This is a genomic window from Brevinema andersonii (assembly GCF_900112165.1).
Taxonomy (GTDB): domain Bacteria; phylum Spirochaetota; class Brevinematia; order Brevinematales; family Brevinemataceae; genus Brevinema; species Brevinema andersonii.
Genome location: NZ_FOKY01000004.1, coordinates 1 through 21,000, shown reverse-complemented (window position 1 = coordinate 21,000; position 21,000 = coordinate 1). Strand labels below are relative to the sequence as shown.

Sequence of the window (21,000 nt, the reverse complement as noted above, 5' to 3'; positions counted from 1 at the left end):
CTAAAGGTTAAGTACTTATTGGATTTATAAGATTTTTAGAGCGTAAGAATTTTATTTAATATTGTTGACGAGCATTATAAAATTCAGTATAATAAGTCTAGTAAGAGAATGATCTTACCGGATGGAGGAATTTATGTTTATGGATTTTGGAGTTTTTTTATTTACCGTAGCGTTATTTTATTATGCTATTCTCATGCTGGCCGATCAATGGGGATCTGCCATTGAACAGAGCATAGCCAAAAAAGAGCAGCCTTCAGGAATTCTTGTATTCCTGAAAAAAGGAGCAGATTTATTCACTCAGCCAAAAGTAAGACAAATTTCCGGTTTTGTTGCATTTTTCCTAGCTTTGTGGAACTTTTTTGCTCCTGATTTCGGATCATTTGGGAACATCACAGTTATTGGTGCTTTAATTCCCTGTTTAATTTTGTTTATCGATTCACTACTCCTGACACCTGAATTGCTGGATTGGATACAGCTACCTGATTCTTGGAAAGAAAAAATATTAGGCTTTACAAGTTATTTTTCTTTGACATCAGGTTGGTTGACTCTGATCATTGCAGTTTTACATATGATTTTTCATGAACTTCCTTTTCTATAAGAAAAGAAAGAAAAGATTTGTGAGGTCGATATTATGTGGCAACAAGTTTTAAGCCGTATAGCATTAATTTTAGCAGGAATTTTAATCATTTCTTTTTGGCTGCCGATATTATTATGGTTGTTTGTTATATTTGCATCTGTATTTGCTATTATGCTGATTATTTCGCTTTTTACTGACAAAACTAGTGTTCGTGTCATTAAAATGACCAGCAAACCACAGCCTCAAAATCCATATAAACGTTCTCACACAAAGGTAATTGATATTACTGAAGATCAGGAGAAAAAATAATGTCTATGCAGATTGGCGACATTTCAATTGCAGAAATAGTAGCGCAAACCAAACATCTAGAACTGACAGCCCGTCGCTTAGTTAATGATTCCTTGCAAAGCGATTATAAGAGTTCATTCCGTGGCAGAGGTATGGAATTTGACGAAGTACGCGCTTATTCATTGGGTGATGATGTACGTGATATCGATTGGAATGTTACGGCTCGTATGAACGAACCTTTCATCAAAACATTCATTGAAGAGAGGCAGTTAACTACTTATTTTATTGCAGACATTTCGGCTTCAGAGGATTTTGGATCTCGGATCTCCAAAAGGGCGATAATGGCTGAAATATCGGCTTTACTTGGTTTTACAGCATTTTTTTCGAATGACCGAATAGGTATGCTTTTATTTTCTGATAATATTGAGAAAGTTGTTCCTCCGACTCATAGTCATTCGCATTTACTCAGGATTATCCGCGACATATATTATTTTCAAGGAAAATCACGGCTGACAAATATCAGTCAGTCGTTGCATAGTGTATCGTCGATGTTGAAAAAAAAATCCATAATTTTTCTTCTTAGCGATTTTTTTGACAAAAATTATGAAACCGCGTTAGCAAAATTAGCACGTAGACATGAAGTTATACCTATTGTCATTTATGACAAAATAGAACATAATTTTACTAGTATGCTGCATCTACCAATAGTGACGGAATTGGAAGATATTGAGACAGGAATATCAAAATTAGTTAGTTTGCAACATCATTCGATCACCAATAATTCCTCCTTTGTTGAAAATTATAGAAAAACTTTTCGAAATCTGGGCTTGGAATATGCTGAAATCAATGCAGACACTGACTACGTTAAAACTATTGATATTTTATTGCGGAAACACGCGAGACGATTTTAATGCAAACATTAATAGGCTCAGATGAATCATTAATCCAACAGGCTGTTCAAGCCCTCTATGCCGGAGATCTTGTTGTATTTCCAACAGAAACAGTATATGGTTTAGGAGCAGATGCAACTTCAGATAAAGCATTAAAGCAGATATTTGCAATCAAAGGTCGACCCACAAATAACCCTCTTATTATCCATGTAGCATCAATTAATAATGTCTTACAAGCAGCGGCTTCTATTAACTCTATTGAAGAAAAGCTGTTAGAAATATTCGCACCAGGGCCACTGTCATTAATACTACCCAAAAACAACAAAATTAGCCACATTGCTACGGGGGGATTGGATACAGTTGGAATTCGAATTCCTGATCATGATTTAGCATTAAAATTATTATCTAGGCTTGATATACCAATTGCAGCACCTTCTGCTAATATTTCAGGAGCAGTTTCTCCAACAACTTTAGAAATGAGTCAGTTCTACATGGATCAAAAAGTCCCCATTATTCTTGATGGTGGTCCTTTAAGCATCGGTATTGAATCTACAGTAGTCAAAGTAGAAAAAGATCAAATTTTTATCTTACGGCCGGGAGCTGTCACTGCAGAAATGATCGCAGATGCAACTGACATAAAACCAAGTCATAATCTTCACGAAAGTCATCGTTCTCCGGGAACTCAATTTAAACACTATCAACCACAAGCAACTGTTGTCTTCTTTGAGTGTGGTGAAGAAATATTTTTTTCAGAACATTCGGCATTATTATCACTGCATTATTATAATACTAATGTTGACTGCTATTTCTTTGACTCTATTATTTCGTACGCGGCAGCACTATATAAAACTTTTTTTGAATGTGACAAAAACAATACACACACTATATATTGTGAGCTCCCTCCTGATTACGGAGAAGGAAGAGCATTACGTGACAGAATAATACGCGCTGGAACAAAATATAAAAAAGGGATATTATGAAAAAAGAAGCATTAACATTTCAAGAAATTATTTTCCGCTTAAAAGAATTTTGGGCTCAACACGGTTGTCTTATTAGAGAAGGATATGATTTAGAAACAGGAGCTGGCACATTTAATCCGGATACTTTTTTAAGATCCTTAGGCCATAAACCGTGGTCTACAGCTTATGCAGAACCATGCCGTCGTCCGGGTGATGGACGCTATGGCGAAAATCCTAATCGTTTAGGATTTTATTATCAATTTCAAACCCTATTAAAACCTGCTCCCGATAATGTTATCGATTTGTATATTAATAGTTTAGAATGTTTAGGGATTGATATCAAAAAACATGATTTAAGATTTGTCCATGATGATTGGAAATCACCTACACTTGGAGCATGGGGGTTAGGTTGGGAAGTTTGGTTGGATGGTATGGAAATCACTCAATTTACTTATTTCCAACAAGTAGGAGGAATTACATTACCCTTAGTTCCGGCGGAAATCACGTATGGCACAGAAAGGATAGCAATGTATTTGCAGAATGTGGAACATTTCAAAGATATTCAATGGAATAAAAATACCAAATATGGCGATTTACATCTGGATTCAGAAAGGGACTATTCAATTTATGCATTCGAAGTAGCAGATAAAGATTTATATTTCAAACTTTTTGACAGTCTTGAAAAAGAATTTTCACACGCTATTCAAGCTGGAGCTGTCTTTGCTGCCTATGACTTAGCTATTAAATGCTCTCATATTTTTAATATGCTTGGTTCGCTTGGCGCCATATCCGTAACAGAAAGAGAATCCTATATTTTAAAAGTCCGTACGATGACCTCACAAGTAGCTCACGCATGGGTAGATAGGCAAAATTCTCATCAATATTGAGTCAACATTGAGTCAACATGGAAACAACAGATCTCAGCAGATGAAACGTTTGAGTTGCCCAGTAGGAAACAAATTTAGTTACTGGCATTGAAGGAGCATTGATCCAACCATAATAGTTAAGCAAACCGATAAAAAAACCAATAATTAGCATAGCTTGTATCGTGCCTAATACAACTCCTAAAATATGGTTGAGAAAACTCAATTGAAATGTATAAATCACACGCGAAACAAAATGACCAAGCATTGCTGCTAAAATATAAATAACAATAAATACAAAAACTGCAAATAAAATAATATACATTTTACTATGAGTATATTGAGGCAATAAACGGTACATAAGTCCTAAAGAGAATTGATGAGAAAAAATAACACCGCCGATTAAGCCGAACCAAGAAAAAAATAATGCAGTAAATCCTTTTATAGCACCTAAGATTGCACCAATAATTAATACTGTAATTGTTATATATTCAATAAATGCTTCCATATTTTATCCTTAGTATTTCTCTAAAATAATATTTCGGTATTTGATACCAAAAACTAAAAATAATAATTTTTGATTTATTATAAGTCAATTTGAGAAATTTTTGTTTTTATGCTATGATTATGGTAATTATTTTTGAATTTTGTTTGGAGGAAGCAAATGTTTGTCCTTAAAGGAACTCCAATTAGTACTGGAATCGTTGAGGGGCCGATTTTTCTTAAAAAGAATTCTAAAAGAATGTTCAATTATACAACCGCAAAATTTCAGGGTAAAGAAGTAGAAGTTTTTTTATACCAGGACTCATTAACAAAACTTAAAGAAGAATTAAAATCACTAAAATGGAATCATGAAGAAGTTTCTGATAAAACAGGACAACAAATGATTACCCTTTATAATTCATTAATTAATGATGATTTTTTCAAATATAAAATCCCACAATGCATTTGTGATGAGCAAATTTCTGCACAAGAAGCTATTCTAAAAAAATTAGCGCTTATTAAAAAAGACTTTGATGCTCTAGATAATGAATATTTCCGTGCTCGCTATCAGGATTTTGCTGCTTTGGGGAATAGGATTTTAGAAATATTGAATGGCTCATCGACAATTCAAAACATCACGGATCCTGTTATTTTTATTGCTCAATCGCTCTCCGTAGCAGATCTTCTGACATTTTCAAAAGATAAAATTTTAGGAATTGTTACTTCAGAAGGCGGAATTACTTCCCACGCAGCTATTTTAGCAGAATCTATGGAAATTCCAGCTATTTTTGGAGTAAAAGATTTACTATCTCATGTCAAAAATAATCAAAATATTATCATGGACGCATACAAAGGTGAAGTAATCATAAATCATAACAGCAAAATGTTGGAAAACTATCGAACTCTCAGGCAAATGCGTATAAAATATGAAAATAAAATTTTAGAATCTATAAGCCAATCTTTCACAACATTAGATGGCCAATCATTGGAAATAATGGTAAATGTTGGATCATTACACGATATTACTCTGGCTAAAAAACACCACGCAGACGGAATAGGACTTTTAAGAACAGAAGTTTTCTGTTTGTCAAAAAAGCGAAGTTTGAATGAAGAAGAACATTATCAATATTATAAAGAATTTTTGACGTATGCCAATAATTATCCAGTTACGATTCGAACTGTTGATTTAGGTGGCGATAAATTTTTAAAACATAGGGATAAAAATTTAATAAATGAGCTCAATCCCTTTTTAGGATACCGTTCTACACGAATGTTTATTGACTCTCCGGACGAGTTAAAAATGCAATTGCGCGCTCTAATTAAAGCATCCTCTATTAATCCCAAGATAAAAATAATGTTGCCCTTTATTTCAACACTGGAAGATCTCATGTTCTTAAAAGATATCTATTATCAAGCAGCAGACGAATTAAAAGATGAAATTCCTAATGGCAACAAAATACCATTAGGAATTATGGTAGAAGTGCCGTCCGTTGTTATCTGCATTGATGATTTTCTCCCTCATATTGACTTTATCAGTATTGGAACTAACGATCTTACTCAATATATTCTTGCTGCAGATCGAAATAATCCACTTGTAGCACGTTATTATCAAAACAGCCACCCTTCTATTATCAAACTCATTTACCATGTTGTACAGAAAGCGAACAAATTCAAAATACCAGTTTCTTTGTGTGGAGAGATGGCAAAAGAAGCGGTTTATACACGTTTATTTCTGGGTATAGGGATGCGTTCGTTAAGTATGAATCCTTTATTTTTGCCGCTGGTGAAATTTGTCAGCTCATACAGCAATCCAAAAGAATGTCTATTTTTATGGAAAGAAATTGTTAAAATGAAATCAGCACATGAAATTGATGCTTTTTTAGAAGAAGATCTTAATAATTTTCTTAAAGAAAAAGGAGCTTATTTTGACGGTCAAAGTATTTTTATTAATGATCAGTTGGAGTCATCATGATCGGAGCAGTAAAAGGAAAACTTATTCATAAAACAGATTCTAAAATATTAATCGAAACGGCATCAGGTATTTGTTATGATATCTTTGTATCCGATCGACTCCTGAATAGTTCTACAGAAAATGATACTTTTTTTATTTATACTTCACTTATTGTTAGGGAACAGGAAATGTATTTAGTTGGTTTCCATACATGGGAAGAACGGAATTTATTTGATTTGTTAATCACAGCAAAAGGAATAGGACCCAAACAAGGGCTTAAAATCCTCAATGATTTGACAGGCTATGAATTAAGAACTGCAATAGTAACCGGTGATGTAGCCAGTTTATCGAAGATTAAAGGCATTAGTGCCAAAAAAGCAGAACAATTAATTTTAGATCTCCAAGAAAAAATGCAAAAAAATATCTCGCATGCTGAAATGTCTACGATAAATATTTCTCTACCTAAAAAGAAAATGGAAATTCTACTTACAATGCGCACACTTGGTTACAGCGATACAGAAATTAAAAAACCTTTAGATGAATTTTGTGACAGCTGTGATATGGAAATGTCAGTAGAACAGCTTATTGTTTTATTTTTATCGTTTTTAAGAAACAAGTAAAGGAGGTCTTTTTATGCGTATTATTTCCCGAACAACTCGTCAAAAAAATATATTTTCTCATTTATCTCTCTCCCAAACTGAAAAATCGAAAAAACTATTCCTACATATGATGGATGATATTAATGATGAACCCATACTTGAACAAATGCTTCACAATAGTGATGAAGTTTTAAATAATATATCATTATTAGGAGAAGAATTAGATAAAATAGGACGGGAGCTAGCTGAAAAACCATTACCAGAAAATTTTGCGCGTTATAAAAAATATATACGTTTGATGGTTAAAGGTATCGTAAAAAATTCCATTACTAAAGAAATTACTGCTCGGGTGGGACTAACAAGAACAAAATTATTTAAGATTTCTCAACAAATAGATCAAACTTTAGCTGATTTAGCTCAAAGAATACTTAATGACGAACGAAATCGTATTGACATTTTAAATTTGACAGATAAACTAAAAGGATTAATCCTTAATATTCTCACTTAAGCTAATAATTTTAATGCCATTTGCATAGCCTGATCAAAAAAATTCTCAGTAGTATTTTTGCACCAAGATAATTTTATATCTTTTCCTTCACTCAAATCAAAAAGAATAAGCTCATTGATAGGATAACCTGCATATTCTGATAACAAAGCATAATAAGATAATTGCCTATGATAACGTTCCAATTTATTTTTTATCGATAACTTATAATCTGTAATAATATTTTTCTCATGAGATACAAGAAATAAATCTACCGTTGCCCGTATGATAATATTATTATCATGATTAACAAGATAGGCAACTTCACGCTCTTTATCAATCAAAGTGTTGTTTTTATATACTCGTTGATAAAACTCAGAGTTCCAATACAAATAAGCATACCGTAAAATATCTTCAAAAAATAATTTCATATGAGGATAATGCAAATTAAGATAAGTTTCCACCTCATTTTTGGGGGGCATATCTAAATTTTGCAATATATGATGTAAAATAGATCCAATTTCAAGAGTATATGAATATAATGCACCTTCATCAAGTTCTTGTATATAGTTATTAATATCAAAATTTTTAATTTTATATTTTTTTTGAAAATATTTTGGAGAAAATTCAGCATCTAAAAGTTGCGTTACTGATAAAAATTGCGGTATTATTTCTCGATTCTGCTTAATATCTGCTTTGCTTTTTAGAGATTCATAATAACAGGTAACATTTTGATCTAGCCTTTCTTGATCAGCCGGTATTAAAGGCTCTTTTTCAGGAATATCTTCAATTTTATTACATAGAGATGAAAATTTTTCTATTAATTCTATATTGAAAAAAGTAGACCAGGTTTTATCATGCAAAATTTCAGATTTTTTTTCTACTTTCTTGACGATACTTTGAAGGCCACAAAAATAAAATTTTTCTTTTGCCCGCGTCAAAGCCACATATGCCAGGCGCTTTTGCTCAGATAATTGTTCCTTTTTATAGAGATCAGATAATTTCTCACCTAACTCATCTTTTCCCAGAACATTGAATGCAATTTGATCCTGGATAAAAAGTGGAAATTTTTCTCTCAATGAAGAATTTTCATGAATATAAAAAACACAGGGAGCTTCTAAACCTTTAGCAGAATGAATCGTCATTATTCTGAGAGTTTTTCCTTCTTCTCCTAAAAATTCCGCAGTATCCGTTGAATCAGGATGTTGATCAACATAGTTAAGGAATTCGTATACACTCATTGAATAATTTTGCTGCAACATTTGTACTTCCGTAAGAAATAAATGCATACTTGCCAATGCTTCTCCAGGATTGGGATACAATTGCAGAACGTAATCATATTCTGTTTCTTTTATTATTTGATCAATTAATTCATCTAACGGAATGCGGTCTCGAAGAGAAGCCAAATGAGTAATAATTTGTTTATCATGATTTTCTAAAATATCATATATAGAAATATTAAGTTTTAATGAGGTCTCAATCAATTTATCTATTTCAGGATCACTTTTTCTAAAAAATTCACTTTTAAGCAGAGAGACCAATAGAAAATTATCCTGTGGCATAACTAATACTCGTAAAAACCGAATCAATGGCATAATATACGGACTGGTCCATAATGGCTCTTTAATTGATGAAGTCACTGGAATATCAGGCAAATATTTTTTTAATACTTTCTGAAACTTAAGAATATCTCTATTTCTTTTCAATAAAATAATAACATTTCCAGGATTGGTACCTTGTTCCATTTCGCTACTAAGCAAATGCACTGCTTGAATAAAAGCCGTATCTAATGCTTCAGAACATGTATAAAAAAATTGTGCAGGAACATCTCGAAAAGACTCTTGTGGAAAATAAGTAATATTTTGAGCATCGTTTGCAAAAATTTCACTAAAAAGGTGATTGATGAGTTTTACATATAATTTACCAGAACGATAATTGGTTTTGAGTTGTTTTGGCTGGAACCCTTTTTTTTCGAATTCTCTTTGAGTATCATAAAATACTTGTACATTTGCTTTACGGAAGCTGTAAATTGATTGTTTTGGATCCCCTACAAAAAATGGAACAATATGATTATGCTCCAAAATTTTATTGACAATTTGCTTTTGAATATCCGATGTATCTTGAAACTCATCAATAAATAAAAATTTCATGTTTCCGCAGACTTTTTGGTCAAATAGAGGATTTTTTAAAATATCTAAAAATAAATATTCACTTTCACTAAAAGAAATTTGATTATCTTCATGATAAATTTGATTTAATTTCTGAGAACATAATTGTGAAATAGGTATAATTAATGGAATTAAAATTTGATATTGACATGTAATAAATTCTTTATACTTTTGATTACTTATTTCTCTTAATTGCAACCCTTCTGAATCTTTTAATTCACTGAATATATACTCTCCAAGAATATCTTTAGAAAACAAGCTTAGAAGATGGTCCTTATTGAAATTACATAAATTTTGATAGAATACTTTATTGTTCTTTGTCAACGGTTTATAAGCATTTTCTGTTTCTAAAGCAGCAATAAGAACATTTAATTTAGGATAAATAATATCAAAAATTTTTTGTACAGAGTCATTAGTATTTAATATATTCTGTATTTGATTATTAAAAATCATATATTGAGAATTCTCTAAAGCATCGTAGATCATATTTTCGTTATGCTGTGTGATAAGCTCTCGCAAATCTTGGAAGAGTTTTTCCCATTGTGCGAATCCACATAAACTTATGCCCAGTGTAAATATTTTCTGCAAAATTTTAGATTCCTTATGTTCAAAAAGAGACTGAAGCGTAGAAATTTGGGCTTTAATTTCGGCATTCGATACTCTACTATTCTCCTCTGTAGGAGATAAATTACTATTCAACCCTGATTCTAAGGGATATTGTTTTAATTTCTGCAAAATAAATCCATTAATCGTTGTGATAGTACTTAAAGATAATAAATCATTAATTTCTTCTTTTTGATCGTTCAAAATCTTCATCGCTTCTAAGATATTAATATTAGAATGAAACTTCGAAAGATTTAAAATCATGTCTGGCAATTCATTATTTATCCAGAGTTGATTCATACGATACCGAATGCGTTCTTTCATTTCAGCAGCAGCTTTTTTAGTAAAAGTAAGTGCTATAATAGAACTCAACGCTTCTGCAACTGTTTTTTCTTCTCCAACAAGCAAATAAAGAAAACAAACTATCCAACGTTCTGTTAGGATAGTTGTTTTACCACTCCCTGCTGAAGCTTCTAAAATCGTTGGAACATTGTTATTAAAAATAATTGATGGATCATCAAAATTAAAAGAATATGCCATTTTTTTGCATAATTTCAAACTATCAGTAAAAATTAAATAAGATCGTCAAATGCTTGAATTAATTCTTCTTTCTTATGATCATTATAGGGAACTGGCTGATCAATATCTGCTATACTTTCGTAGGCTAATTCCGTATAATCTGCATCTATAATCGAAGGATCGTCCATATTATTATCAATATCATTTTTCATATCATTGGAGAGAATGGATTGATAAAAATTAGCACGTTCTGTATCACCTAAAGCATAATAAGTTTGATATATTTTTTTGTATAAATCAAGAGGCTGATTTAATTCCAATGCCATCAAATACATTGCTAATGCCGTATTGTATTTTTTATTCTTGAAAGCATCATCTCCTGTCGACAAAAATTGCTGAAAAGTCTCTTCATCATCTAAATCTATGCCAAGCTTTTGAGCAACGACATGTGCTTGATCGCCAATAGGATATACTTCCAATGCCGCACGATAAAATTCTTTTGCTTTTTTGGTATGTTTTGCCGCTTGATAAGCATCAGCAGATTCTACCATTGCAACAAACAATGAATGCCTATCCATAGGACTCATTAAGCTGATTGTAGGATTAAGACGTGCAAATGATGCAGACGAAAGACCCAAAACGAGACACAATAAAAATAATTTTTTCATAAATATTCCTCCATTTTAACAATCCGCTACACAAGATTGTTAAGCCCTATATTATTATAAAAAATAATTGTTCCAAGGTCAAATTATTTTACAATAACCTTATTAAGTAGACAAAAAAGCCAAAATACTCTATAATAATCAGCAGCAAAATACCAAATTCAAGAGGTAAAATATGAAGGGGTTATTTGTTAGCTTTGAAGGTGTGGAATGTTCGGGAAAATCTTTGCAATGCAAACTTTTATATGAATACTGCTTAAAGCATGAAATTCCTGTAATATTAGTTCGTGAACCTGGAGGTACCCCTTTGGGTGAAAAATTACGTGATCTTTTGTTAACGGAAACATCAACTCCTATTACAGAATTCTTCATTTTTTCTGCAGCACGCAGTCAATTAACAGAAACAAAAATTATTCCTCATCTGGAACAAGAATTTGTCGTTATCAGTGATCGTTATTTTCATTCTTCTTTGGTTTATCAAGGCTTTGGGCGCCATCTGGACCAAAAAGTATTAAGAGAAATTTCTCAAGTCGCTGTCTTCAACAAGCATCCTGATATTACTTTTTTGTTAAACCCTCCACTAACAACCATCACAGAACGCTTGCAGATTAAACATAAAACCATTGGTCTAGACAGAATTGAACGTGAAAGCAAAGAATTTCATGAAGCTATTTGGAAAGGATACCAGAAAATAGCATCTGACTTTGATTATATCGAAATAATAGATGCTAGTTCTGATCCAGAATCAATTCATATGACTATTTTAGATTTATTAGCTCAAAAAGATAAGCGATTTATTAATTTATAATCATTTTGGAGATCTTATGAAGGTATGGAATTTATTGTTTTTATGGCTGCTTTTTATGAACCAGCCTATATTTCCTGTATCAGCAAGTGATGGAACTTACAATGATAAAATTATTCTAGTTTGGAAAAAAATTCCTGCCGCCGTCAAATATAAAATTTTAAGAATCGATCATATTCCTAAAAAAATACATAAAGGCAAAGAAATTACCTTAGAACCCCAAGTTTTAAGTATTGTCACAAATACTGAATTTACTGATTCTAAAGTTTCCTTCGGTGAACACAAATATATCATTGTAGCACTCGACCATCAAGATAACGAAATTCACCGCATGGAAGATATTGGTCATCGAAAAGTTAGTGATATTGAATTTTTTCTTGAATTTCAAAAAGGAATCGATTCTTCACTACCTCGTATTCGTACAATGAAAATGCTTAACTTTGTTGGTGAAAAAAAATCTGGTTGGCGTGGCGGACATTTGATCTATAAAACTACAGGCATTATAAAAAAACCATTAAGAATTATGATTGAATATAAAGATTTCATTGATCAAAGTTTGAAAATAAACGGCACTTACGAAGTTCAGATTTTTAAACTCTTTAAACAACAAGGAAAGTTAGTAGGTACCCTATCTGTTGATGGTATTTATAAAGGAACTATCACTCATGACCTCATTATTGATAATGGGCGTGCTATTGGTGGAACTTACAAAGTTCAACAATCAGGAAAACCAATGACTACACTTCCATGGGATATTACAGAGCACCCTCTTGATGATTCTCAATATGAAGATGTTCTCAAAAATACACTAAAAGAAACAAATAATGAGTAAAATATACAATTCCACACTTACATAGCTATAAAAATAGATTGAAAAAGAAAAGGTATTAGATAATAAGTTCAAATTTACTATCAATTTCTACTACCTTGTTCATTATTTTTCTATTTAGTTTATAACTTTATAATACAAATATTATTTATATACAGGCAGATATACTCTACCAAGATTATAAAACGTTTCAATTCCTTTATAAATAGCACCATTTCCTAATTCTTCCTCAATGCGAAGTAATTGATTATACTTTGCTAAACGATCTGAACGAGACATTGATCCTGTTTTAATCTGACCTGCATTTGTTGCAACAGCTAAATCAGCAATCATTGCATCTTCGGTTTCACCAGATCGATGTGATAAGATAGATGTATATTTAGCAGTTTTCGCCATTTCAATGGCATCGAAAGTCTCTGTTAATGAGCCTATTTGATTGACTTTGACCAAAATAGAATTAGCAGTACTATTCTCAATGCCTTTCTTCAAATATTTTACATTAGTAACAAAAAGATCATCACCAACAATTTGAATTTTATTTCCTAGTTTTTCTGTCATCAATTTCCAGCCTTCCCAGTCGTTTTCAGCAAGTCCATCTTCAATGGAAACAATAGGATATTTGTTGCACATTTCTACCCAGTAATTGATCATATCATTTGAATTAAGAACTTCATTATTGGATTTCCAAAAAAGATAACCTTTTTTTCCCTGTTCCTCTGCATGATTCCAAAGCTCTGAAGTAGCTGGATCTAATGCAATAGCAATTTGTTCTCCGGGTTTATAGCCGGCTTTTTCGATAGCCGCTGTCAATAATTGAAGTGCTTCTTCATTAGACTGCAAATCAGGTGCAAATCCACCTTCATCACCTACTGAAGTATTATATCCTTTTGATTTAAGCACGTCTTTCAGAGCATGAAAGGTTTCTGCAGCATAGCGAACCGCTTCACGGAAAGTTGGTGCCCCAATAGGAGTAATCATAAATTCTTGAAAATCCACTTTATTACCCGCATGAGATCCACCATTAATAACATTGCAAAGCGGTACTGGTAAAACTTTGGTATTCGTACCGCCAAGATACTGATAAAGCGGCACATCCAAATAATGAGCAGCAGCTTTTGCAGTAGCCATAGAAACTGCTAAAATAGCATTAGCACCTAATTTGCTTTTATTATCTGTACCATCAAGAGCTATCATTGTTTTATCAACAATAACTTGATCAAGAGCATCTAAACCGCATATTTCGTCAACAATAATAGTGTTAACATTCTCTACAGCTTTGAGCACTCCTTTTCCTAAGTAACGACTTTTATCACCATCACGGAGCTCAACTGCTTCATTTTCGCCTGTCGATGCTCCGCTTGGTACAGCAGCTCTACCGATAGTACCATCTTCTAAAATCACGTCTGCCTCGATTGTTGGGTTACCTCGAGAATCTAAAATTTCTCGAGCATGAATATCAACGATTAAAGACATAAGTGCCTCCATAAATAATTTCTAACTTTGAAAATAAAGTTTATCACAATTTTCTCGAAATGTCAATTCTACGCTATTCAAAATTATATTTTCGCGCTCGTAACTTACGTTGCTGTTTTTTATTATCATACATTTTGTTCCAATCTTTTTTTGCAGCAAGCACCCTGTCTTTTTCGATCTTTCTGATGAATTTCTCATCTTCTGATCCTTGTTGTTCTAGCATCTGCAAAGCATACATTTCTTTAGCTTCCACTGTTGTCACATTTTTTTCTGATAGTCTCAAAACTGTATAGTGATAAACGCCAATTTCTTTTTGTATGCTAATAACATCACCAATCTTAACAGTTTTTGATGCTTTCACCGGCTCGTTGTTGACACGGATTTTATTGTTTTCAATGTAAGATACGACTTTAGAACGCTGCTTAAAAATAAGAGTTACTTTAAGCCACTTATCAAGCCTCATGGCTCATTACTTCTGGAGCAGAGACACCCAGCAATTCTAATCCATTGGCAAAAACTGTCCGTGCAGCAACACATAACGCTAATCGTGATGATTCATTAGGATCGTCAATAATTCTGCAGTTCTTATAAAAACGGTGGAAACATGAAGCTAATCCTTCAAGATAAGCAGGCAATTTTTGTAAATCAAAATCATGAGCAATTTCTAAAATAATATCTTCAAATTTTACTATTTCTCTAAGCAACTCTTTTTCATGTTCGCCTTTAAAATGCTGAAAATCGGCATCCAGCTGGGTATTTCTTAAAATAGAACAAATCCGAGCGTGAGCATATTGAACATAATAAACAGGATTATCATTACTGATAATTTTTGCTTTCTCCAGGTCAAAATCAAGTGCTGAACGGATAGGACGCCGTAACAATAAATAACGTAATGCATCAACACCTATCTCATTAATTACTTCATCCAACGAAATCAAATCACCAGTACGTTTTGACATACGAACAGGCTCACCATTCCGGAACAAATTCACCAGCTGCCCTAAAAGCACAAATAATTCACCACCAAAAATTTTTACAGCTGCAGCAATCCGTTCCACATAACCATGATGATCAGCACCTAAAATATCAATCAAAAAAGAATATCCTCGCTTTATTTTGCTGAAATGATAGGCAATATCTGCAGCAAAATAAGTATACGAGCCATCACTTTTAACCAAAACACGATCTTTATCATCCTTTCCTAATTCAGAAGAACGAAACCATAGTGCTCCATCTTTAGTGTAAGCAGCATTTTTTCCCTTAAGTTTTTGGATGGCTGTTTCTAAATCACCTGATTCATGTAATGTTTTCTCTGAAAACCAAGTATCAAAAACAACACGAAATTCATTAAGAGTAGCTTTTTGTTTTTCCAACATAATCTGTTCCGGAGGCTGATTTAGTGCTTTTGTTTCCTGAGCAAGTTCTGTAATATATGTTCCATGATAACCGTCTTCTGAAATAGCATCTCCTCTAAGTACTGCCTGAACACTTTCATTTAGATGGGCGATTTGAATTCCAGCATCATTAATATAAAATTCGCGGTGTACTGAAGCTCCCGAAAAACTAAGAAACCGTGCCAAACTATCACCTATAGCTGCCCAACGCCCATGTCCAATATGAAGAGGCCCTGTAGGATTTGCACTGACATATTCCAAAAGTATATGTTTGCCTTGAAGAGAAGAGTTTTTTCCATAATCATTATGGCTCATAATAAATTGAAGTTTTTGCTCTAGATAATCCGAACTTAAAAAAAAATTTAAATATCCAGCTCTTGCAATTTCAACCTTAGAAAACATAGAATCTTGATGTATGATATTATATATTTCTTGAGCAATAAGCCGTGGATTTTTTTTCAGAGAACGCGCAAGCTGCATAGCAATCGGAACAGCATAATGACCATATTCTGGATTTTCTGGGGATTCAACCGCAATAAAATGAGGAATTTCAGCTCCTATTCTAATAAGAGCCTGCGTCACCAAATAACGAATGGATTCCTTAGGTGAGCAATTGATCATCTAGACTGTCCTACCGAAAAATTTAAGGAAAGCCCTAAAATTACTATCAGCAATCCAACATTAAGAACCAGAATTGCAAAAAATGCTTTAGGAGTCTCATAATCTCTAGTGATAGGCGAAATAAGATAATACCCTAAAAACGTAATCAGGATACCTAATCCCATCATGAGCCAGTTATTTTTATTCATATACCTTTTCTTTACCATATAAGAACTCCTTATTGTTTGTTTTTATAGTATGTTAAAATCTTGTCAAGGTTATCGTTATCCACAGAAGCAGTTATCTGTTCTTCAAGAGAAAGTCTGTCTACATAAGAAATTTCACGATTATATAACAAATCTTTTAATATTTTTTGGGCTTTATCATAGTGAAAAAATTTTTTTTCTTGCTGCCGAAACTCTTTAGTATGTACACGCATTTTCTTTTTGCGTACCAGCAAAATATCACGCTCCATAAAATGAAGTAATTCATGATAAATAACAAACTCTAAAGCAATTTCTGGTACTGACTCTAAAAGAATAGGATGAATTTTTATTTCATTTTTAAGCGCATCATACGTTCCAAAAACAATGCTTCTACGCTGTTTTTTGAATCTCCCTTGAGAAAGTTTAATATAAGGAATATTTACCCCCCCCCCCCCCCCCCCCCGAGAAATCTGGAAAATACGCACGCATCACCTTATAAAGAGTATTTTCTAAGCGCTGTTGCATTTAAGAATGCCTATAACCCTGAAATTCATTACTGGTATGACGCTTATTGTTCCATAAGACAATACTAGTTTCTTCTTCCGTAAGAATGCGACCAATTCTAGTTATTTTTACACCTTGATCTAGCAAAGTATCTTCATCCATAATTTCATCCGTAATAATAATCAACTCATAATCTTCGCCGCCGATAAGCGCATTATGCTGATAAAACACTTTATGTTCTGAAATATTTTCTTCCCCAATAAATGCTGTACTCAAAGGCAGAAGATTCGCGTCAACATAAAAATTAACTCCTGATAAGCGACATAATTTACTAAGATCTTCAATCAAACCATCGCTAATATCCATCGCCGCATGAACCCGATATTTTTTATTGATTTCTTGCGCCCAATCAATACGAGGAATAGGTCGATAATGACGCTGCTTAAAATAAGTTAAATCTTTCATAGGCAAAATATTTTTTCTCAATTCATGCTGAAGATAAAGCTGTGAATCACCCAAAGTACCCGTTACATAAATAAAATCACCAGGCTTGGCTGCAGTTCGAAGCCAAGGTTGAGTAAATGTTTTTCCCAGAACTGTAACAGACCCAAAAAACTCTTTTGAACGCACAATATCTCCGCCCAATAGATCAGCAGGAAATTCATGAATGAACTCTTTAATACCTTGAATAAAAATACGTAAATCATCATTATGCCAATCATAAGGCATTCCTAAACTCAAAAGGTAACCAGTCACATAACCACCCATTGCTGCCATATCGCTAGCACTTCCAGCAAAAAGTTTGTAAGCAACATCATCCCAAGAAGCTTTTTCCTTAAGAAAATGGACACCTTCAACCATCGCATCAACAGAAAGCAACTGATGATACTCCAATACGGCAGCATCATCTCCAATACCAATACGATCCCCTTCGACTTCAAAAAGAATCATTAATTCCTGTATGATTTCATCTTCACTTTTGAGTTCTTGCTGCATAGATCCTCCGGATTATTTCATTTGCGCAATAGGAGATTTTTCCAGCCTATCAATATCAGACAACTTGCCTAAAATAATAAGGATATCGCCTTCAGCAAGCGGCTGCCTAGGATCCGGAACTTCATCAATCACATACTCATTAATATTTTGAAAATTTTCATCAACACGTGCAACTGGATGCTTGATAGCAATAACATTCACTTTATAAATCTGTCTAAGATCAAGATTTACTAATGTTTGACCTGCAATATGTTTATTGATTCGCACTTCAATAATCGCATGATCCTTCCAAATCCGTTCATATGATAAAACAAATCCTGTTTCTCCAATAAGACCACCAGCTAACTTCTCAGCACTTTCTATTTCAGGGCGGATAATTTCCGATACATTGATCAGCTCTAAAATTTGAGCATGTTCGGCACTATTGGCGCGTGCAATAATACGAGGAATGTTAAATTTTTTCATCAGCAATGTTGTTAAAATACTAGCCATCATATCCTCACCTATACAAACAATAACACAATCCACCTTAGTAATATCAAGTTCTTTCCAAGCATCTTCGGCAGTAGAATCCAATTGAAACGGAAATACAGGAAAATCTTTAATTTTTTGAAGCGGATCAGGATTTTGATCAACAACAATAATTTCAGCTTCTGAGCGCGACAAGCTTTCAGCAATATGCTGGCCAAAAATCCCCATCCCTATGACTAAATAAGTATATTGCTGTCCAATACCTTGTGCCATAGATTCTCCTTACATTGATATTCCCTTTATCATAAAATATTTTTTTTAAAAAATCAAGAATTCAGTCTTATAATAAATTTGAAATTTATCGGATAATCCCATATAATTAAAGAATGAAAATAATTAAGTACTTGACTTTTCTGTTTGGCATATTTATCTGTTTTGCTTCTGTTTATGCTCAAGGAAATGCTACGTTTCTGCCTGGAGATAACATCATTCAGCAGGGTGATGCCCTAAGACCTCAGGAAAGCAGCGTACCGGATGCTCAATTATATCTTCCTGAAACCTTTGAACAAACAGACATTCTTCCTCCGTTACACAGGCTCGCTGATATTCCTGTGCCTCCTAGCCCTAAAAAACCTTCAATAATCCGTGCAGGGTTCAATATCGGTGCTCAATATGGCCAATTTGACACATTACCTTATTCGGATATATTTTTTTCTCCTTATATGCAAATTGCTTGGTTTTATATGAGCTATGATATACCGTTGCGTTTTGATTGGACTAGCGCATTTGTTACAGCTCTCTGGACAACCAAAGCTGCATTGGTTTCTAAAATAACTTTTGACTTTCAATATTCCAGCATGAAAACAAACACCATTTTCCAAAGAATCGGTATTTCTGTCGTTACCAATCAAAGTATTTCTATTGGTCATGGTCGTTTTTTTTATGATTATCATCCTAACCTATTCGGTCCTTATGAGGTTTTCAAAACATTATCTTTTCAAATGGACGCAACATATATAGGATTTAATTATCTATTAGCGAATATCGCACAACCTGATCTTATGGCCATAGAACTGTACGCCAAACCATTAAGTGGCATTAAAAATCCTCGGGCACAATTCCTCAAAGATTTAAAGTTATATTTTGTATACGGAACTGATTTAGATCCTTTTCAAAGTTTTTCTCCCGGTCTGTATCTTTTTTCACCATCATCTAATCCATTTCCATTTAACATGATCGAAGCAGGAGTTGAATTTCAGTTAGCTCAGAAAAAAAATATTTTTGATTTTATGCTCTATGTCGATTACACACATATTTTTGGAGGCAGCAGCTCCATAAATGCCGATTTCACTATTCCATCTGGATCTGGCTTGACTGGAGGTTTTCTTATGATGTTTAGTCAAATTGTTCCTATACGTTTTGAAGTTTCACAAGCATTTGGCAGCTGGCAACCCCGCTGGGTTAATGAATTTTATTACATCGACCGACCTAATGTCAATCAGGATGGGGTCATCCGCTTGCCCAAAGTACAAACAACTATTCCTAATTTAACATACTATAATGCATCTCTTGGCGTACAACTCTTAAAGCAAAACGTATTTATCAATCTGGAAATTTATGGAGATTTCAAACTAAATGACATGTGGTTCAAAGCATCATTAGATATGGGACAAGAACTATTAAAATTTTTCACTGTTGGAATTTCTTGGACCGTAAGAAACATTCTAAAACAAGGATTAGGTTATTCTCCCAATAATACCATTTTAGAAATTTCCGCACGATATCATATGCTACCTAATATGACGTGGGAGTTGCTCTGGAAACAAAGCGGTATGATGGAAAGCATTTTTACCGAAACAACAAGCGGCAATTTAGTGCATACAATTGACGCTAAACAATTTATATTTATCGGAGCTAATTTTTCTTACCGTTATTAGTAAAAAGAGGAACAGTTTGTTCCTCTTTTATTTACATAAGTGCTTTAGCAGCAGCAACTGCTTTACTATAATCTGGTTCATCGGTAATTTCTTTCAAATATTCTACATATTTAACAGTATTATCTTTGTCTAGAACCAAAACAGCACGAGAAAGCAATTTTAATTCTTTAATCAGCAAGCCATATTTTAATGCAAACTCTCTATTTTGATAATCACTGACAATAGTCATATTATCAATTCCTTCTTCACCAGCCCAGCGTGCTTGTGCAAAAGGCAAATCTAGTGAAATAGTAATAACACTTGCTCCACCGAGATTTTTTGCTTCGGTACTAAATTTTCTTGTTTGGATTTGGCATACACCAGTATCCAACGATGGTACAACAGAAATAATTTTAACACCATCAACTTCTGATAATGACCATGAATTCAAATCAGTTTTTACAGAAGAAAAGTCAGGTGCTTTATCTCCGACTTGTAATTGTGTCCCTTCTACGGTTAAAGGGTTCCCCTGAAATGTTATATTCATATAACTATCCTCCTTTTAAGATTTTATATTATATATTATTTAATTTAAAAGCTCAATTATTTTGAAGATTATTTAAAATTTCTAAAAGATAATTATTGATAAAAACAGAAGATATATTTCATAATAAAGAATGAAAATAGATTTAATCAAATAATAGAAAATAAAAAAAGTATTAACTAACCTTAGATAAGATAAAAATTTAAAGATTCT

At 33.1% G+C, this 21,000-nt stretch carries 22 protein-coding genes; 11 read left to right on the top strand and 11 right to left on the bottom strand.

Annotated features, from left to right (window positions below):
- Positions 1-133: 133 nt before the first annotated feature.
- The 5 genes from BM018_RS03865 to BM018_RS03845 are packed head-to-tail and all read left to right on the top strand — an operon-like array spanning position 134 to position 3,601.
- The gene (locus tag BM018_RS03865) at positions 134-598 is read left to right on the top strand and encodes a hypothetical protein (protein ID WP_092318820.1); all 465 of its coding nucleotides are present in this window, start codon (positions 134-136) and stop codon (positions 596-598) included.
- 33 nt (positions 599-631) lie between these two features.
- Positions 632-886, top strand: coding sequence for a hypothetical protein (locus BM018_RS03860; RefSeq protein WP_092318818.1), 255 nt, complete (start codon positions 632-634; stop codon positions 884-886).
- A complete protein-coding gene (locus tag BM018_RS03855; RefSeq protein ID WP_092318816.1) occupies positions 886-1,776 on the top strand; it encodes a DUF58 domain-containing protein in 891 nt (296 codons plus the stop codon). Before BM018_RS03860 ends, BM018_RS03855 begins: the two co-directional genes overlap by 1 nt.
- On the top strand, positions 1,776-2,735 hold the full coding sequence (locus BM018_RS03850; RefSeq protein ID WP_092318814.1) for an L-threonylcarbamoyladenylate synthase: 960 nt from the start codon (positions 1,776-1,778) through the stop codon (positions 2,733-2,735). Before BM018_RS03855 ends, BM018_RS03850 begins: the two co-directional genes overlap by 1 nt.
- Positions 2,732-3,601 carry a glycine--tRNA ligase subunit alpha gene (locus BM018_RS03845; protein WP_092318812.1) on the top strand — a complete coding sequence of 290 codons (870 nt, stop codon included), beginning with the start codon at positions 2,732-2,734 and terminating at the stop codon, positions 3,599-3,601. Before BM018_RS03850 ends, BM018_RS03845 begins: the two co-directional genes overlap by 4 nt.
- 1 nt (position 3,602) lies before the next feature.
- On the opposite strand, the gene BM018_RS03840 is transcribed toward BM018_RS03845, so the two are convergent.
- Positions 3,603-4,085 (bottom strand): CvpA family protein, encoded by a 483-nt coding sequence (locus BM018_RS03840; RefSeq protein WP_092318810.1) that lies wholly within the window; start codon positions 4,083-4,085, stop codon positions 3,603-3,605.
- A gap of 156 nt (positions 4,086-4,241) precedes the next feature.
- On the opposite strand from BM018_RS03840, the gene ptsP reads away from it, so the two are divergent.
- The 3 genes from ptsP to BM018_RS03825 are packed head-to-tail and all read left to right on the top strand — an operon-like array spanning position 4,242 to position 7,118.
- Positions 4,242-6,032, top strand: a complete 1,791-nt coding sequence (gene ptsP / locus BM018_RS03835) for a phosphoenolpyruvate--protein phosphotransferase (protein WP_092318808.1) — start codon at positions 4,242-4,244, stop codon at positions 6,030-6,032.
- Entirely contained in the window at positions 6,029-6,631 is a 603-nt protein-coding gene (gene ruvA, locus BM018_RS03830; protein ID WP_092318806.1) for a Holliday junction branch migration protein RuvA, read from the top strand. Before ptsP ends, ruvA begins: the two co-directional genes overlap by 4 nt.
- A gap of 13 nt (positions 6,632-6,644) precedes the next feature.
- The gene (locus tag BM018_RS03825) at positions 6,645-7,118 is read left to right on the top strand and encodes a YaaR family protein (protein WP_092318805.1); all 474 of its coding nucleotides are present in this window, start codon (positions 6,645-6,647) and stop codon (positions 7,116-7,118) included.
- Here BM018_RS03825 and BM018_RS03820 read toward each other — a convergent pair.
- Both BM018_RS03820 and BM018_RS03815 read right to left on the bottom strand, forming a co-directional pair.
- Entirely contained in the window at positions 7,115-10,405 is a 3,291-nt protein-coding gene (locus BM018_RS03820; RefSeq protein ID WP_092318803.1) for a UvrD-helicase domain-containing protein, read from the bottom strand. The two genes, BM018_RS03825 and BM018_RS03820, sit on opposite strands and share 4 nt — an antisense overlap.
- A 32-nt stretch (positions 10,406-10,437) precedes the next feature.
- On the bottom strand, positions 10,438-11,052 hold the full coding sequence (locus BM018_RS03815) for a tetratricopeptide repeat protein (protein ID WP_092318801.1): 615 nt from the start codon (positions 11,050-11,052) through the stop codon (positions 10,438-10,440).
- Positions 11,053-11,224: 172 nt separating this feature from the next.
- Here BM018_RS03815 and tmk point away from each other — a divergent pair, with 172 nt between their 5' ends.
- Both tmk and BM018_RS03805 read left to right on the top strand, forming a co-directional pair.
- Positions 11,225-11,857 carry a dTMP kinase gene (gene tmk / locus BM018_RS03810; protein WP_092318799.1) on the top strand — a complete coding sequence of 211 codons (633 nt, stop codon included), beginning with the start codon at positions 11,225-11,227 and terminating at the stop codon, positions 11,855-11,857.
- 16 nt (positions 11,858-11,873) lie between these two features.
- Complete coding sequence (locus BM018_RS03805; protein WP_092318797.1) at positions 11,874-12,686, top strand: hypothetical protein; 813 nt, start codon at positions 11,874-11,876, stop codon at positions 12,684-12,686.
- A gap of 141 nt (positions 12,687-12,827) precedes the next feature.
- Here BM018_RS03805 and eno read toward each other — a convergent pair whose 3' ends face one another.
- The 7 genes from eno to BM018_RS03770 all read right to left on the bottom strand — a co-directional run bounded on the left by eno (position 12,828) and on the right by BM018_RS03770 (position 18,600).
- Entirely contained in the window at positions 12,828-14,156 is a 1,329-nt protein-coding gene (gene eno, locus BM018_RS03800; protein WP_092318795.1) for a phosphopyruvate hydratase, read from the bottom strand.
- A gap of 73 nt (positions 14,157-14,229) precedes the next feature.
- Positions 14,230-14,619, bottom strand: a complete 390-nt coding sequence (locus BM018_RS03795) for a S4 domain-containing protein (protein WP_092318793.1) — start codon at positions 14,617-14,619, stop codon at positions 14,230-14,232.
- The gene (locus BM018_RS03790; protein ID WP_092318791.1) at positions 14,609-16,171 is read right to left on the bottom strand and encodes an arginine--tRNA ligase; all 1,563 of its coding nucleotides are present in this window, start codon (positions 16,169-16,171) and stop codon (positions 14,609-14,611) included. The genes BM018_RS03795 and BM018_RS03790 overlap by 11 nt, the downstream gene beginning before the upstream one ends.
- Positions 16,168-16,377 (bottom strand): hypothetical protein, encoded by a 210-nt coding sequence (locus BM018_RS03785; protein ID WP_092318789.1) that lies wholly within the window; start codon positions 16,375-16,377, stop codon positions 16,168-16,170. The genes BM018_RS03790 and BM018_RS03785 overlap by 4 nt, the downstream gene beginning before the upstream one ends.
- Before the next feature lie 11 nt (positions 16,378-16,388).
- Positions 16,389-16,841 carry a SprT-like domain-containing protein gene (locus tag BM018_RS03780; protein WP_092318787.1) on the bottom strand — a complete coding sequence of 151 codons (453 nt, stop codon included), beginning with the start codon at positions 16,839-16,841 and terminating at the stop codon, positions 16,389-16,391.
- Between the two features lie 40 nt (positions 16,842-16,881).
- Complete coding sequence (gene thiL / locus BM018_RS03775) at positions 16,882-17,856, bottom strand: thiamine-phosphate kinase (RefSeq protein ID WP_092318785.1); 975 nt, start codon at positions 17,854-17,856, stop codon at positions 16,882-16,884.
- Positions 17,857-17,868: 12 nt separating this feature from the next.
- Positions 17,869-18,600 (bottom strand): potassium channel family protein, encoded by a 732-nt coding sequence (locus BM018_RS03770; protein WP_092318783.1) that lies wholly within the window; start codon positions 18,598-18,600, stop codon positions 17,869-17,871.
- Positions 18,601-18,713: 113 nt separating this feature from the next.
- Here BM018_RS03770 and BM018_RS03765 point away from each other — a divergent pair, with 113 nt between their 5' ends.
- Positions 18,714-20,264 (top strand): hypothetical protein, encoded by a 1,551-nt coding sequence (locus BM018_RS03765; protein WP_092318781.1) that lies wholly within the window; start codon positions 18,714-18,716, stop codon positions 20,262-20,264.
- A 31-nt stretch (positions 20,265-20,295) separates the two neighbouring features.
- Here BM018_RS03765 and tpx read toward each other — a convergent pair whose 3' ends face one another.
- Entirely contained in the window at positions 20,296-20,790 is a 495-nt protein-coding gene (tpx, locus tag BM018_RS03760) for a thiol peroxidase (RefSeq protein ID WP_092318779.1), read from the bottom strand.
- Positions 20,791-21,000 lie beyond the last annotated feature (210 nt).